Source organism: Lysinibacillus sp. Bpr_S20 (assembly GCF_023337835.1).
Lineage (GTDB): Bacteria > Bacillota > Bacilli > Bacillales_A > Planococcaceae > Lysinibacillus.
Genome location: NZ_JALNLQ010000014.1, coordinates 68,738 through 83,518 on the forward strand (window position 1 = coordinate 68,738; position 14,781 = coordinate 83,518).

General features: G+C 36.9%; 16 protein-coding genes and 6 tRNA genes. 5 read left to right on the forward strand and 17 right to left on the reverse strand.

The genetic code is table 11. The features are described from left to right. Positions 1 to 186 precede the first annotated feature (186 nt). Positions 187 to 1,773, forward strand: a complete 1,587-nt coding sequence (locus MWJ95_RS22440; RefSeq protein WP_249076093.1) for a catalase — start codon at positions 187 to 189, stop codon at positions 1,771 to 1,773. Between the two features lie 47 nt (positions 1,774 to 1,820). Here the strand turns inward: MWJ95_RS22440 and MWJ95_RS22445 are convergent, their stop codons facing one another. The 3 genes from MWJ95_RS22445 to nagB form a co-directional block, all read right to left on the reverse strand. Then, complete coding sequence (locus MWJ95_RS22445) at positions 1,821 to 2,723, reverse strand: S66 peptidase family protein (protein ID WP_249076092.1); 903 nt, start codon at positions 2,721 to 2,723, stop codon at positions 1,821 to 1,823. 152 nt (positions 2,724 to 2,875) lie between these two features. Continuing rightward, on the reverse strand, positions 2,876 to 3,067 hold the full coding sequence (locus MWJ95_RS22450; RefSeq protein ID WP_249076091.1) for a hypothetical protein: 192 nt from the start codon (positions 3,065 to 3,067) through the stop codon (positions 2,876 to 2,878). Between the two features lie 411 nt (positions 3,068 to 3,478). After that, complete coding sequence (gene nagB / locus MWJ95_RS22455; protein ID WP_249076123.1) at positions 3,479 to 4,192, reverse strand: glucosamine-6-phosphate deaminase; 714 nt, start codon at positions 4,190 to 4,192, stop codon at positions 3,479 to 3,481. A gap of 196 nt (positions 4,193 to 4,388) precedes the next feature. On the opposite strand from nagB, the gene MWJ95_RS22460 reads away from it, so the two are divergent. Next, positions 4,389 to 5,132, forward strand: a complete 744-nt coding sequence (locus MWJ95_RS22460) for an arylamine N-acetyltransferase family protein (protein ID WP_249076090.1) — start codon at positions 4,389 to 4,391, stop codon at positions 5,130 to 5,132. A gap of 50 nt (positions 5,133 to 5,182) precedes the next feature. Here the strand turns inward: MWJ95_RS22460 and MWJ95_RS22465 are convergent, their stop codons facing one another. Together MWJ95_RS22465 and MWJ95_RS22470 are read right to left on the reverse strand one after the other, a co-directional pair. Continuing rightward, a complete protein-coding gene (locus MWJ95_RS22465; protein WP_249107275.1) occupies positions 5,183 to 6,274 on the reverse strand; it encodes an S-layer homology domain-containing protein in 1,092 nt (363 codons plus the stop codon). 104 nt (positions 6,275 to 6,378) lie between these two features. After that, the gene (locus MWJ95_RS22470; RefSeq protein WP_249107276.1) at positions 6,379 to 6,729 is read right to left on the reverse strand and encodes a VOC family protein; all 351 of its coding nucleotides are present in this window, start codon (positions 6,727 to 6,729) and stop codon (positions 6,379 to 6,381) included. A gap of 205 nt (positions 6,730 to 6,934) precedes the next feature. Here MWJ95_RS22470 and MWJ95_RS22475 point away from each other — a divergent pair, with 205 nt between their 5' ends. Genes MWJ95_RS22475 through MWJ95_RS22485 form a run of 3 tightly spaced genes read left to right on the forward strand, consistent with a single transcriptional unit; the run spans position 6,935 to position 9,051 of the window. Beyond that, positions 6,935 to 7,531 carry a TetR/AcrR family transcriptional regulator gene (locus tag MWJ95_RS22475; RefSeq protein WP_249076087.1) on the forward strand — a complete coding sequence of 199 codons (597 nt, stop codon included), beginning with the start codon at positions 6,935 to 6,937 and terminating at the stop codon, positions 7,529 to 7,531. Next, entirely contained in the window at positions 7,532 to 8,236 is a 705-nt protein-coding gene (locus MWJ95_RS22480) for an SGNH/GDSL hydrolase family protein (RefSeq protein WP_249107277.1), read from the forward strand. Further along, positions 8,236 to 9,051, forward strand: a complete 816-nt coding sequence (locus tag MWJ95_RS22485; RefSeq protein WP_249076085.1) for an SDR family NAD(P)-dependent oxidoreductase — start codon at positions 8,236 to 8,238, stop codon at positions 9,049 to 9,051. The genes MWJ95_RS22480 and MWJ95_RS22485 overlap by 1 nt, the downstream gene beginning before the upstream one ends. Positions 9,052 to 9,270: 219 nt before the next feature. Here MWJ95_RS22485 and MWJ95_RS22490 read toward each other — a convergent pair whose 3' ends face one another. The 12 genes from MWJ95_RS22490 to MWJ95_RS22545 all read right to left on the reverse strand — a co-directional run bounded on the left by MWJ95_RS22490 (position 9,271) and on the right by MWJ95_RS22545 (position 14,781). After that, on the reverse strand, positions 9,271 to 9,555 hold the full coding sequence (locus MWJ95_RS22490; protein ID WP_249076084.1) for a hypothetical protein: 285 nt from the start codon (positions 9,553 to 9,555) through the stop codon (positions 9,271 to 9,273). A 195-nt stretch (positions 9,556 to 9,750) separates the two neighbouring features. Continuing rightward, complete coding sequence (locus MWJ95_RS22495) at positions 9,751 to 10,425, reverse strand: ABC transporter ATP-binding protein (protein ID WP_249076083.1); 675 nt, start codon at positions 10,423 to 10,425, stop codon at positions 9,751 to 9,753. A 1-nt stretch (position 10,426) separates the two neighbouring features. Continuing rightward, positions 10,427 to 11,461: an ABC transporter permease gene (locus tag MWJ95_RS22500; RefSeq protein WP_249076082.1), complete on the reverse strand. Its 1,035-nt coding sequence runs from the start codon at positions 11,459 to 11,461 to the stop codon at positions 10,427 to 10,429. A 142-nt stretch (positions 11,462 to 11,603) separates the two neighbouring features. Then, on the reverse strand, positions 11,604 to 12,164 hold the full coding sequence (gene thpR / locus MWJ95_RS22505; RefSeq protein WP_249076081.1) for an RNA 2',3'-cyclic phosphodiesterase: 561 nt from the start codon (positions 12,162 to 12,164) through the stop codon (positions 11,604 to 11,606). A gap of 199 nt (positions 12,165 to 12,363) precedes the next feature. Next, positions 12,364 to 13,284 (reverse strand): DUF3885 domain-containing protein, encoded by a 921-nt coding sequence (locus MWJ95_RS22510; protein ID WP_249107278.1) that lies wholly within the window; start codon positions 13,282 to 13,284, stop codon positions 12,364 to 12,366. A 147-nt stretch (positions 13,285 to 13,431) separates the two neighbouring features. Then, positions 13,432 to 13,734 (reverse strand): hypothetical protein, encoded by a 303-nt coding sequence (locus MWJ95_RS22515; protein WP_249076079.1) that lies wholly within the window; start codon positions 13,732 to 13,734, stop codon positions 13,432 to 13,434. Between the two features lie 485 nt (positions 13,735 to 14,219). After that, positions 14,220 to 14,300 (reverse strand) — tRNA-Leu (locus MWJ95_RS22520). A 47-nt stretch (positions 14,301 to 14,347) separates the two neighbouring features. Continuing rightward, positions 14,348 to 14,421 (reverse strand) — tRNA-Cys (locus tag MWJ95_RS22525). Positions 14,422 to 14,429: 8 nt separating this feature from the next. Next, a tRNA-Gly gene (locus MWJ95_RS22530) sits at positions 14,430 to 14,504 on the reverse strand. 6 nt (positions 14,505 to 14,510) lie between these two features. Next, positions 14,511 to 14,585: transfer RNA gene (locus tag MWJ95_RS22535), tRNA-Gln, on the reverse strand. Between the two features lie 9 nt (positions 14,586 to 14,594). After that, a tRNA-His gene (locus tag MWJ95_RS22540) sits at positions 14,595 to 14,670 on the reverse strand. Between the two features lie 35 nt (positions 14,671 to 14,705). After that, a tRNA-His gene (locus MWJ95_RS22545) sits at positions 14,706 to 14,781 on the reverse strand.

Here is a 14,781-nt window from a genome sequence, read left to right on the forward strand (position 1 = left end):
TATTTGAAAACGCCATCCAATAGCTCTCTTACATCTTGTATGTAGGAGAGCTTTTTAGTGCATACGAAAATCCCTAAATTACAGCAACCATTCACTCTCTTCCACCTAGTGTGGAAGAGAGTTTTTCATGACTAGTTCTCTCCTAACATGGACAGAATGACTATATCCAAAGAAGGGGGTTAAACAATGACAAACCAACACGATTCCACAAACGAGCATGACATGACTTTGACAAATCGCCAAGGGCATCCAATTACTAACAATCAAAATATACGAACTGTCAGTAATCGAGGACCCGCAACCCTTGAAAACTATGATTTTATAGAAAAAATAAGTCACTTTGACCGTGAAAGAGTTCCTGAGCGTGTTGTTCATGCGCGGGGTGCAGGGGCACATGGCTATTTTGAGACATACGGTGTTGTCGGAGATGATCCTATTTCTAAGTATACAAGGGCAAAAGTATTTCAGGATAAGGGGAAGCAGACGCCTGTTTTTGTGCGCTTCTCAACAGTTATTCATGGTGGCCATTCACCAGAAACATTACGTGATCCACGAGGCTTTGCTGTTAAATTCTATACTGAGGATGGTAACTGGGATTTAGTTGGCAATAATTTAAAAATCTTCTTTATCCGCGATGCTATGAAATTCCCTGATATGATTCATGCCTTTAAACCTGATCCGATTACAAATATTCAGGACGTTGAACGCTTTTTTGATTTCTGTGCAAGCTCACCAGAATCCTTCCATATGGTGACATTCGTTTATTCGCCTTGGGGTATTCCCGCTAATTATCGAATGATGCAAGGCTCTGGTGTCAACACGTATAAATGGGTCAATAGTGAAGGCAAAGCCGTCCTTGTAAAGTATCATTGGGAACCTTTACAGGGTATTAAAAACTTAACCCAAAAAGAAGCAGAAGAAATCCAAAAGAAAAACTTCAATCATGCCACACAGGATTTATACGATGCCATTGAAAATGAGGATTACCCTGAGTGGGAGCTTAACGTTCAAATTATGGAGGATGGTCCACATCCCGAGCTCGATTTTGATCCATTAGATGATACGAAGCTTTGGCCTAATGATCAATTCCCGTGGTATCCAATTGGGAAGATGGTGTTAAATAAAAATCCAGAAGATTATTTTGCTGAGGTTGAACAGGCTACATTTGGAACAGGAGTGCTTGTGGACGGATTGGATTTCTCAGACGATAAAATGCTACAGGGGCGCACTTTCTCCTACTCTGACACACAGCGTCATCGTGTAGGTGCAAACTATTTACAACTTCCTATTAATGCTCCTAAAAAGCGAGTAGCTACCAATCAAAATGGTGGTCAAATGTTGTTTAAGCGAGATTTAGCTCCGGGGCAAAATCCTCATATTAACTATGAGCCTTCAATGTTAAATGGTTTAAAAGAGGCCACTCAGAAGGCTAAGGAACATACACCACATGTGGAAGGCAATCTCGTTCGTGAATCCATTGACCGCCAAAGCAATACGAAGCAAGCAGGCGAAACATATCGCAATTTTGAGCAATGGGAGCGTGAAGAACTGCTTGAAAATTTAATTCGTGATTTAGCTGTCTGTAATAAAGCCATTCAAGAAACAATGATTGCATTAGCAGAGGAAGCAGACGAGGAGTATGGTCGCTTGTTAAAAGAAGGATTACAAAAAGCTCAAAATAATTCGTCTTCATCAAAGCCACTTGGCAATATTGATGGTGATGAAGCCCCTAAAGATGCAGCAAATAAAGGGCATGATACAGAGCCTTATTAAAACCAAAAGAAAGCGCTCAGCACTATATAAAGTGCTAAGCGCTTCTTTCAATGCACACCAGGTAAAATCCTCAATGTCTTTTCCTGTGCATCTAATATAGCATCTACACCTAATGGAATGGCTATATTCGTTGAATCATGACCAATTCTAAAGCCAGCTACAACCGGAACATCTAAATCCGCAAAATAATCCTTCATTAAAGTAAATAGAGCTGTTTCATCCGCTTCCGTTTGCGTAAAGGAACCGATCATAACACCAGCCAATTGCTCAAGCTTTCTCGCCTGTTTTAATTGCTGCAGCATCGCATCGATACTTGGAATAGTTTCTCCAAGCTCCTCAATCAATAAAATGCGCCCTTCCGTACGAACTTCAAATTTTGTCCCTAATGTGTTAACAAGGCGACGTAAATTCCCACCAATAATCTGACCGCGAGCAACACCAGGTGCAATCGTTGTTAATGGAGAAATATCCTCCGTATACTGTAATTCCATCGGTGAAAATAGCTGTAAAAACATTTTCTTTGATAAATCATCTATTCTTTTTACAGACATAAGTAACGGTCCATGAAAAGTCACCAAATTAGCATATTCGTTAATCGCGCAATGTAAATATGTAAGATCAGAGAAGCCCCAGAAGATTTTCGGATTTTCCTCAAGTAGTCCATAATCAATCTTCTCCGCAATTCGGGCAGAGCCATAGCCCCCCTTAACACAAAAAATAGCCTTCACCTCTGGATTTCTCACCATCTCATGAAAGTCGGCCAAACGCTCTTCATCACTACCTGCTAGGTAATCCTGCTTTGCCTGAATGGTATCCCCAATTATATAGTTTAGCCCCAGCTCTTCAAGAAAGGCTATAGCATCTCCTAGCTTTTCGGGCTGTGCTGGACTGGATAAAGCCACAAGACCAACTGTATCGCCCTTTTGTAAATGTGGTACGGTGCTTTTCACTCTAACCCCTCCTATAAAGTTTTTCTTATTCTAGCATATAGATTATATTGTAGCATTGATTATCTGAACTCAGGGTGAATGCTCCTCCCTTTTTACGTTCTATCCATAACTTTGACGGGGCTATCCACGATTTTGACGGGGCTATCCACGACTTAGACTGCTCCATCCGTCACCTTGGCTCTTTTTTCGCCTTTTCTTTCCACGATTTTGATTGCTCTATCCACGATTTTGTCTATTCTATCCGTCGCCCTCGCCTTTCCATCCGTCGCTTTGCCTCTTCTTTCCATCGCTCTCGCCTTTCCATCCGTCACTTCGGCTCTTCTTTCCGTCGCTCTAGTTTCCATCCGTCACTTCGGCCCTTCTTTCCGTCGCTCTCGCCTTTCTATCCGTCGCTTTGCCTCTTCTTTCCGCTTTGCCTTTTCTATCCATGATTTTGACGGTTCTATCCACGACTTAGACTGTTCTATCCGTCACTTCAACTCCTCTTTCCGTCGCTCTAGTTTCCATCCGTCGCCTTGGCTCTTCTTTCCGTTGTTCTGATGATTCTATCCGTCACCTTGGCTCCTTTTTCCGCTTTGCCTTTTCTTTCCACGCTTTCGATTGCTCTATCCAAGATTTTGTCTCTTCCATCCGTCGCTCTGATTTCTATCCACCGCTTGAGCTCTTCCATCCGTCACCTTGGCTCTACTATCCGTCACTTAATTTCAATATAAAAAAGCGTAGACTTCAAATAATAAAAAGTCTCCGCTGAATTTCTATTTTGTTCCGCCGTAAATAATCGTTACATTTGGATGATTTAATAATTGGCTTGCCGGGAAATCTTCAGTGATGATACCACTTTTTAATTTTTCGATAGCCTCCAGTTTTTTTTCACCGAATGCAATTAGCACAATTTCCTTGGCATTCATGATAGATTGAATGCCCATTGTAATAGCATGTGTCGGTACATCCTTAAAATCATCAAAATAAATTGCATTTTCTGTGCGTGTAGATTCCGTTAACTCTACAATATTAGTTTTTGAATCGAAAGATGTGCCTGGTTCGTTAAAGCCAATATGTCCGTTCACGCCAATGCCTAGTAGCTGAAGATCAATGCCGCCCGCTTCTTTGATTCGAGCATCATAAGCTACACACTCTGCATCTAAATTCTCTGCCTTACCATTTGGTAAATGTATATTTTCTTCTTTAATATCTACATAATTGAATAGATTCTCATGCATAAATGTCCAATAACTAGCCGGACTCGATTGTTCAAGACCTACATATTCGTCTAAGTTAAAAGTAATCACGTCGTTAAAAGATATATTCCCAGCTTGTTGACGTTTCACTAATTCTTTATACATGCCTACGGGAGAACCACCCGTTGCTAATCCTAAAATACTTGTTGGTTTTGCTTGTAATTGTTTAGTGAAAATATCCGCTGCTACTTCGCTCATTTCATCGTATGAATTTACTTCTATCCATTTCATATCGCTTGTCATTCGTATACCTACCTTACAATCATTATTATTAACTATAATAACAGGAAATATTTCTCTTTATAATAGCTAATATTTTCATTTTACAAGTTATTTACCTACTTTTCTATTATTTTCTTTTTAATATTCACGTGTATTCTCAAGCCATTTCGGTTATGTTATTTAATAGAGGAAGTGAGGCGATTTTATGAATTCACAAATACAGCAATATTTAAAGCTAATTCAATTTCAAGGATCTTTAGAGCCATCTATTAAGCTACTTGGTCAGCTCCAAACAAGACATCTACATAGCATTCCTTATGAGAACCTAGATGTTGCCTTGAAACACGGCATCTCCTTCGCTATCCCTGACCTTTTTCAAAAAATTATTATTCAACAACGCGGAGGCAATTGCTTTGAGCTAAATATTTTATTTAGCTGGCTACTTCGCGAACTTGGCTTTTCTGTAACCAATCGCTATGCTCAGTTTTGGCGCAACAATGACGCAGATACGCCTATTGAGGATGTACCTATGCATCAGCTATTGCTTGTCAATTTCGATGGCCAATCATATATTTCAGATGTTGGCGTAGGCGCACTAGCTCCTTGTAAGCCAGTTCCACTTATAGCTGGGCATCAACATCGTGAAGGTAAAGAACTTTATAAAATTGAACGAGATGAAGCGAACGGCTGGATGCTGTACGAACTAACAAAGAATAATTGGCGTTTACTTTATAGTTTTTTTGATGATGCTAATGATGCAAAGTTTGCACCACGACTTTCTAAACAAGAAAATAAAATTGCTATGATTCGTACTCCTCGCGGTCGACATACAATGCTTAACAACGAATTTCGAATATACGAGGGGTACTCCTTAACAACTTATACTACTCATAGTGAAAAGGAATGGCGACAAGCACTTCATCGTTTTTTTCATATTTCACTAGACTAGTTCTCCATAACAAAAGCAAGTCTCCTCACTAATAGGAGACTTGCTTACATTTAAACGGCTGTACGATCAAGTAGCTCATAAACAACGACATCATTATAAAGCTCTTTGACTAAACCGATACCATCGACAAAGTAATATGTCCATACTCCACCACTGTAATAGTTCGTTTCTTCCAAAACAATAACATTATGATAATTGACACCACCTGCTTGAACAGTACCATTTGTTGCTTTTACAGTATTTCGGATTCCTGAAATTACCCCTCCTTCATCCTCATGCAAAATCACGCCAATCCTAAGAGGTAATCTTAAATATAAATCGTAATGTCCACTATACTCAGCGGCAAATCCTTGGCCATAAAACTCACCGTCGCTAAATAGCAGCTCATCTTTAAATACCTTATTTGATTTCAAATCTTTTACATTCCACACATCATTCTTTTCGTCATTGTGACTAAACTGATATTTTAATGTATATTGTTTTTTGTCATTTATTGAATAATACTTATACGTGTAGTCAAACGCCGTGTCTTTTAACAAATTCGCATTCGATAGCGTTAATGTACGGGCTAAAAATGCTGAAAAATGAGCTCGCGTTAAAGGTTTATTAGGCTTAAATGAACTATCATCATAGCCTCTTATTATATTATTATTGGCAATAGCAGAGATTTCCTTATAGCCCCTTGTCTTCTCTGTCACATCAGAAAAATAATAAGGTTCAGATCCCTTTAATTTAAATGCTCTTTGGAGTACAATCGCCATGTCCCCCCTTGAAAGAGTTGCACTCGGATTAAATTTCTGTGCCGAACCGAAAATGCCAGCATTTTGTACTGCCGCAATTTCTTTATAATAAGGATGTGTAGAAGGTACATCCTTATAGTTCGGATTTTTTACATTCGTTGTCTGTAACCCTAATGCACGTGTTAGCATAACAGCTACCTGTGATCTCGTTACATATGTATTCGGTTTAAATAGGTTATTCGGATAGCCATTAATAATTCTTTTTTCCACTAAGTAATCAATTTCCGTTATCAATGTATTATCCTTGGGTAAATCTTTGAAGCTTGCTGCATATGCGCCTTCAAGCGGTATTAACCAAACAGCTATTAATAGCGCACACACCATTTTTATCATTTGTTTCATGTCTTTCCCCCTCTTTCTCATTTATCATATACTTTTTAGATATTATTTCCAATCTAATTACAAAAAAAGCCTCCGCAATTGTTTGCAGAGACTTATTAAATAGATTATTTGTTTTGAATTAATCCGAAACCAAGCCCCGTTGGATCTACCATATAGGCAAGATAAAACTCATCGAACTCTATTTTGTCACGAACTATGATAGCACCATTTTGTTTAGCTTTGGAAATAGCTTCATCGATACAATCCACTTCAATTTGAATACGTGTTCCAAAAGGATAGTCATGTGGCCCCTTAGCAATACCACCGTTAATCCCTGCTTTACTATCATCCCGAGTTGTGACAGCCCAATATTGCCAATTAGGCGCAGCTACCTCCCAGCCAAAAACCTCGGCATAAAACTTAGCGGCTTTTTCAGGCTCCTGACTATTTAATTCAAACCCTATTACTCTCCCCATGTAATTCACCCTCCTAATTTTTGTATAATTTATAATTCAACAATTTGAGGATATTTCCTCCATTAGTTTCGTTCCATTAGGTTTAACAATTATCTGTACACAATTGTGAAAACTTAATGACTTAGGTATTTAATCATTAATTAAATAGTAAAATATTGTATAATAAGATTAGAACGATCGTTCAAATCATCGAAGGAGTAAATAAATGAATAAAAGACGTTATGATAGCGAGCAAGCAAAAGTTGAAATTATGGAACATGCGGTTAGTTTGTTTTCTCAAAAAGGCTATAATCAAACATCAGTAGGAGATATTTCAACCGCTTCTGGCTACAGCAAAGGACATATTTATTATCATTTTGAAAACAAAGAAAAGCTTTTTGTTCTTTTATCGCAACAAACAATGCAAGATTGGCACAACAAGTGGCTGCAAAAAGACTGTACCTACTCCACGGCAACAGAAAAATTATATGGCATGGCCATGCATGTTCTCTATCATTACCAAACACCTTTATTAAGATCGGGGCAAGAGCTAGCTTCCAATCCAAAATCGAGCCCAGAATCCGTGCAACAATTATACAATTTAGCGATTGTACCAATGAGTGCTTATCGCGCGATTCTTCAAGAAGGAATTGATAGAGGAGAATTTATTCATGGAAATATTGATGAATGGACAGTTCTACTAGGCACATGGCTAGGCGGGTTATGTCAGCTTACAAACACGCAGGAGCTGAAAGCACTTGAGCCACTCTTTAACCAAGCAATAACTATTTTTTTAAAGGAGATAAAAAAAGGTGGGATATAATTGAAAATTGCATGTATAGGAGACAGCTTAACGGAAGGTCGACCAGGGGTTTCATTTTTTAAACTACTAACAACAAGACATCCACATATCGAATTTGATAATCTCGGTAAACCAGGTGAAACAGTAAAAAGCTTACACAGTCGTTTAGAGAAATCGAAGCTAGCTACTTACTATGACCTCAGCTTTCTTTGGATTGGTGTCAACGATGTCTATGCTAAACTTTTAAAAGTGCAAGCACAACCAGTTACAAAAGATCATCAAGAATTTAAAGATTACTATGTAAATTGTTTAGAAATGATTTTAGCATCCTCTAAACATGTAGTTTTAGTAACACCAGCTTTAATAGGAGAAACAATAAAAAACACTTCAAATAAGGAATTAAAAGAGCTGTCCTCCATTATTCAGTCCATTTCTTCTAAATATGCAAATGTTAGTTTTTTAAATATGCAAGAGGTATTTGAGCATCACTTGGAACAAGCTAATAGTTCGGATTATATGAACACCAATGTTATGCGTGTAATGCAAGATGTACTATTTTATAAAAATCCTTTGCGAATTGATCGATTGTCCAAAAAGAGAGGGCTACATTTAACGTTAGATGGCGTTCATTTAAATAGTAAAGGCGCAGAACTTGTCGTGGAAAAATACACAGATGTCATTGAACAGCTTCAATTGCAGGAAGCTACTGTCCATTCCGAGGGGTGATGAATATGAGAAAGGTTGCGATTGTTACTGGTGGTGTATCTGGTATCGGGAAGGCTATCTGCAAAGAGTTAGTAGGTCATAATGTATTTGTTATGATTGCAGATATCAACGAACGTGATGGACGTCTTTTAGAGGCAGAATTAAATAAAGACGCGTCAAATGCTCGATTTATTGAATTAAATGTAACCGATTACAAAAGTGTTGAACTTGTCATTTCCAATGTATATGAGGAATTTCAAAGATTAGATTACTTATTTAATAATGCTGGTATAGCTATGTATGGTGAAATTTATGATATGCCAATGGACGAATGGAAAAACATTGTGGATGTTAATTTATGGGGCGTTATATATGGTACTCAAGTTGGCTATCAAATCATGAAGGAACAAGGTTTTGGACATATCATCAATACATCCTCAGCAGCAGGGTTGGGGCCATCTCCTATGTCTGCGGCATATTCTACTACGAAGCATGCTGTTGTGGGCTTAACGACATCACTACATTATGAGGCTGAGGAATTTGGCATCAAGGTTAGTGCTCTATGTCCCACTTTTGTTGATACACCTATCTTTAAAAAAGCAACCGCTATTAATATCGATAAATCAGTGATGTCCAAACAATTGAAAACGCAAAAAATGATGTCTCCACAGCAACTAGCAAAAATCACTATTGCAGGCGTACACAAAAATAAGCCTATTATCTGTCCTATGCCAATGCGTAAAACAATGGATGTTATCTTTACAATTTTCCCTTCGTTGCACAGGGCATTAATGAGAATGGTCTGTAAAGTAAGTCGAAAAGCTCGATTAACCTAAACATTCTTCCAAATGGTAAAAAACCGCTATGCTTTTCTGCCGGCAAGGCACGAGCTGCATCAGGGCAAGAAATAGGATGGTGGACACGATGGCATATGTCTCCTCCGCTACATTTTCATTGACACTTCATCACAAAAGGAGTCTTGCGGTTTTTTACCTTTATATTAAGATAACTAAAACACTGAACCTGAATACCCCTTGTTAGAGACAAATAGCTCGTTATTTATACCCTCCATCATTTTTATAAATACCTAAAAGTAATATAATTAACCCTATAATAAAAATTAAAGGAGATAAATACATCATAGCCGATGTTGCCCAACTATTTTTAACTACTATTCCATACATAACGCCAATTACAAAAGATAAGAACGGTGCAAACGCTATCATTGTAATGATACCCCAAACGATGTAATTCCCTTTCTCAGACCTTCCTTCGGTGGTTAATTGGAATCCCGCTATTACACCAACTAATACGATCAATAAAGCAATGACAAACGCCATTTCAAATCACCTCCCTCTTTCCTTCTATAATATGCTTCATTAGTTTAGTGATTTGGTAACATAACACTAGGCTTATAAAAAATATCTATACATTGCGCCCGAACAGAGCGGAAATGGGATGACCCTGTTTCAATAAAAAACCACAACCATCAGTAACTATGGTTGTGGTTTTTACGATTCAATCTAAATGGCGTCTTATAAAATGACACCGTCGCTCATTTTAATAATACAATCTGTATAAGCAAGCATTTCTTCATCATGTGTCACCATTAAAGTAGTAATGTTTAACGTTTTAGTTAACTCTCTAATTAGTAACATAACTTCTTTTGATCTTTGTGAATCTAAGCTTGCTGTCGGTTCATCTGCGAATAGAACTTTCGGTTTATGAATGATTGCCCGGGCAATCGCAACACGTTGCTTCTCGCCGCCTGACAATGATTGAGGATATGCCATTTTTCGATGGTCCATTCCAACTAATTTTAGGATGCGATCAACTTCAATTTTTTGTTCCTGCTTCTTTAATTTTGATTCAGAAACATCTAGCATGAGCAGCAGTTGTTCCTCAACTGTAAGAAAAGGTACAAGGTGTGCGAACTGAAAAACAAACCCAAATTCACTTGCTCGTACTTTTCGAACTTCCTCAGAACTCATGCTGGACATATTTTTCCCCTCAAATATAACGTGCCCTTCTGACGCAGGCTGAAGCCCAGCAGCTATTGTCAGAAGTGTACTCTTACCAGATCCAGATGCACCAACCAGTGCTGTTATTTCCCCTTCATTTAAGGATAGATCTATCCCTTTAAGTATTTCTTCCTCTATCTCGCCATTCCTAAACGTTTTTCTAACTTCATCGATTTTAAATAAAGTCATATTAAGCCTCTCCTTGCTGTATCGCTTGTAATGGTTCAATTTTTCTAATTTGTAGTCCTGAAATTGTAGCCCCTATAAATCCAATGATTAAGAATACTATCGATAATTGCGTCGTTGTCACAATTGTTAAAGTGAAAGGCATCCCTTTTGGTGCTAGCAGATTAAATGCTTGGCTAAAGGTTACAGATAAAATAAGCGAAATGACTGTTATGATGGCCATTTGTGTCCATATCATTTTGAATAATTTACTTGTTTTCAAACCAATTGCTTTTAAAATTCCGTACAAACCAATTTTTTGAACGTTCATCATATAGAAGAAGATAGCAAACAGCATCCCACTAATGACTACTAAAAACCATACAATCATATTTAATGACATTTGTTCTGCGTTATAGCTTGGAATTGTATTTAGAAACGCTTTGTTTGAAAATGATTGTAATCCAGCAAATTGTGCTGAAGAATCTCCACCTGGTACGAAAATCATTTGCATTTCGTCAACACGGTAAATTTCTTTATAATCTTCTTCGTTAATATAAGCGACTGGCGCATGACTATATTTTTTTTGCTCAACAAATCCCTTTACTACAAACTTGCCACTAAATTGATTATTCGTTAATGTATCGCCTACTTTAATTCCCTTGTCTTTCAATGAGCTGTCTAATATGACTTCCTCATGTTTCACTTTTTCAAATAACTCTGAAGCGGTCGATGTAACAAAGGCAACGCTTTGCTGCTTATTGTCCGGATCATTTAAAAAGCCCATTTGTAGCGAAAAAGCTACTGCATCTTTTTCTTTGTTCAATATTTCATTTTGTGTACGGCTATCTATTTTTGACAGATTATAAGTTTGATCTGCATCTTCATTCATATAAAATTGCCCTTGCGGTAAATCCTTAATTAAAGCAGCATTATCTTGTGATAGCCCGTTCGCCAAACCAGAAATTATAAAAGTTAATAAACTAACTAGAAAAACAATTGAGCCTAATATTAAAAATCTTATTTTATTTTTCTTAATTTCTTTCCATGCAAGATTCATAGTGAACTCCTCCATTCCTTTTTACATCCTTAGCATAAAATCCTTAAATGAACGGAAGATGAACTAATCATTAAAAATGCGAGTTTTTAGTAAAAAAGCACATAAACCTTTTCTTTTTTAGGTTTATGTGCTGATTGAAGGATTATTGTCCATCTAAACGAATGACAGCTTTTTTATGATACTTCGGCGTTTCCTCTAACTTTGATTCGTACAAAATCACTTCTTCTACTAGAAACTTTGGAAGCTGAAAATTTTCTTCAAACAATGCTTCGAACGGAAACTTCCCGTATCCTTCATCCCATTTTCTTGCAACCGTTATATGTGGTTTAAAGGGCTTCTTATCTAATTCAAATCCAACCTTCATACAATCACGGTATACTATTTCTCTCACAAAATTTAATGGCTTCGATTCGAGCAAATCAACCCATAAAATTCTTGGATATTCTTTTCTTCCAAAAGTATTGAACCCGTAAATGTTCAATTCGAATGGTGAAACATTCATAAGATTTTTCCTCGTTTCATCCATTACAGCCTGTAATTGCTCTTCATCCGCATTACCTAAAAAAGCCAAAGTGATGTGATAATCTTCCTGATGAACCCAGCGTTTAAAATGGAAATCTGTCTTCATTTTTTCACATCTCTCTTTAAGAGCAGCTTTAATGTCTGAAGGAAGTGGCACTGCAATAAAAAAATGTCTGTTCATACTCATACCCTCTCTATTCATCGTAAATGCTACTTATCAGAAATTATGTCTTTTCCTTCTTTAATTTAATCACGTTAAAGCAGTAATAACCCATTTTGCTTTTTGACAAACAAAAAAAGACTCCAACATAATTGTTGAAATCTTATTATTTTAGGATACTAGTGGCGATGATCGGCTAAGTCTCTACATTTATACTTAATTAAAAAGCTCTTTGCACTGACCAGCCTTTGTACTTTCCGTTATACTTCTTTGCATACAAAAACATAAGTTCTGTCTGGTAATCAATAAGTGCCAAAGCTTCAGTTTTTATGGCTTCAAGAATACTGTAATCATTATATCTATGATCAACTTCAATGATAAATCCTGTTTGTTCTATCTCTTTCACACATTCTTCTATAGTTTTTTTTGGTATTTCAAGCTGATGCGTAATTTCACAAGTATTGTCTTCATATAAATTAATTCCTGTTTCCTTTACCCTCGATCTATTGATTTGTAGTCTATTTTCCATTTCTATCGATGTCTCAGAGTAATTAAATAATCCTTCTTCAAAAATATGATCTATTTTAATACGATTATAGTCTAAAATCCAATTTCTATATTTACGATATAAAGGCAATAGATTTTCTTTGTCTAAGCTATAAACATCACACCCACGGTCATCATACATGTGCAACAAAGTACTATTTGTTAAATTCAGTAAATAGATACTTCCTTCTATTCTTGGTTTTCTGCTACCAAAATCAGTATTACTTATCGCTTGAAAAAGATAACCTAAACGAATATCTTCCTTTTTTAGCTTTAAACTGTATTGAGTTGTTTTCATTTCAGTATCTTCTTCATCATACTCATAAAGTACCGTTTTACAATTTAATCCATATATTAATTTTTTATTTTTAAGAAAACGTTGTATATTAACTAACTCATTTCCTCTATATTTAATAGGCGTATGAATTGAAGCAATTAATTGAATGGTATCATTCTTATGAAAAAGAAAGTCAAAAATAGATAATACACGATTATAAATTTCTTTAAAATATTTCTCTCCTTTTAATTCGATAAGTCCTAATTCAAAACGAATCCAATACTTTGGATTTTTTCTCAATTGATTAAATAGTTCCATCTTTAAGCTCCTCTATTTATGCTTGAAATCAATCTCCTTATACAGACCCTTCTCTACTTTAGCGAAATACCAACTTACTTTTAAAAGAGCATCAATCTCTTTTTGATCAGTGACCTTATTTAGTTGAAGAATTATTTCAATATGTAGCTAAGTTTGATTAGCCTTTCTTTTATCTTCTTTTCGCTTTTTTGATTCTTTTACATAATTAATATAGTTCCCTGTTCCTTCTATTACTGAAACTGCAATGATGGCCCATTCTAGTAGATTAACATCTCTTAGAGATTCCTTTCCATAGAATAATGTAACACTAGCAATAAACCCATAGAGAAGGGCTTTAGAAAAATACTCCCAAATAGGTGAATAATTATCCATATCAATTTTCCCGTATATTTTGTCTATTAAGAATGCAATTCCTAAAATTATAATTACAGTTATAATAATTGCCGTCATAGTCCGCCTCCCCAAAAATTATTTTAAAAATGCTTCATTATATAATTTCTTCGAAAATATCTTTAATCCTTTATGCAAAGAAAAAGAACGAATCCACTACTGGAAATCAGTTCTTTTATCATTCATACGTTGAAAAACACGCTTAATTTAAGATTAGTCAGCTAGTTCAAGCTACGCACAGCATTCACAAATGTGTAGAGTGTGATTGACAACATATGAGATGTTAGTAGTTTACAATTCTTGGGCATCTCTCGTCACCCATCATTTATTCGACAATCTCATCGGCAGTTAGTGCTGTAGCTCCTTCATCTGTAGTTACATATGAAGTTTTGTAGCGATTTTTAATTCTTCTTCTGACAGCACTGTTCTCTTTTTGCTCATTGCACACTATTTGAATTGATTTTGTAGTGTAAAGGAAAACAAAAAAGACTCCACACAATTAAGTGTGAAGCCTTTATATGTAGCATGCTATTGCTAGTTTTAGATACCGGTGGTCGGGGTCGAACCGACACTCCAAAGGAACACGATTTTGAGTCGTGCGCGTCTGCCAATTCCGCCACACCGGCACAATGGAGATAAAAAAAATCGGAAAATCCGATTAAGAAATAAATTATGGAGGCGGCAACCGGATTTGAACCGGTGATAAAGGTGTTGCAGACCTGTGCCTTACCACTTGGCTATGCCGCCATAATATTTGGAGCGGAAGACGAGGTTCGAACTCGCGACCCCCACCTTGGCAAGGTGGTGTTCTACCACTGAACTACTTCCGCAAAAAATGGCTGGGGTACTAGGATTCGAACCTAGGCATGACGGAATCAAAATCCGTTGCCTTACCGCTTGGCTATACCCCAATTATACAATGGGGCGACTGATGGGAATCGAACCCACGAATGCCGGAACCACAATCCGGTGCGTTAACCACTTCGCCACAATCGCCATTGTATTATTGTATTTATTAATTTTAATGTAGATGGGGCGACTGATGGGAATCGAACCCACGAATGCCGGAACCACAATCCGGTGCGTTAACCACTTCGCCACAATCGC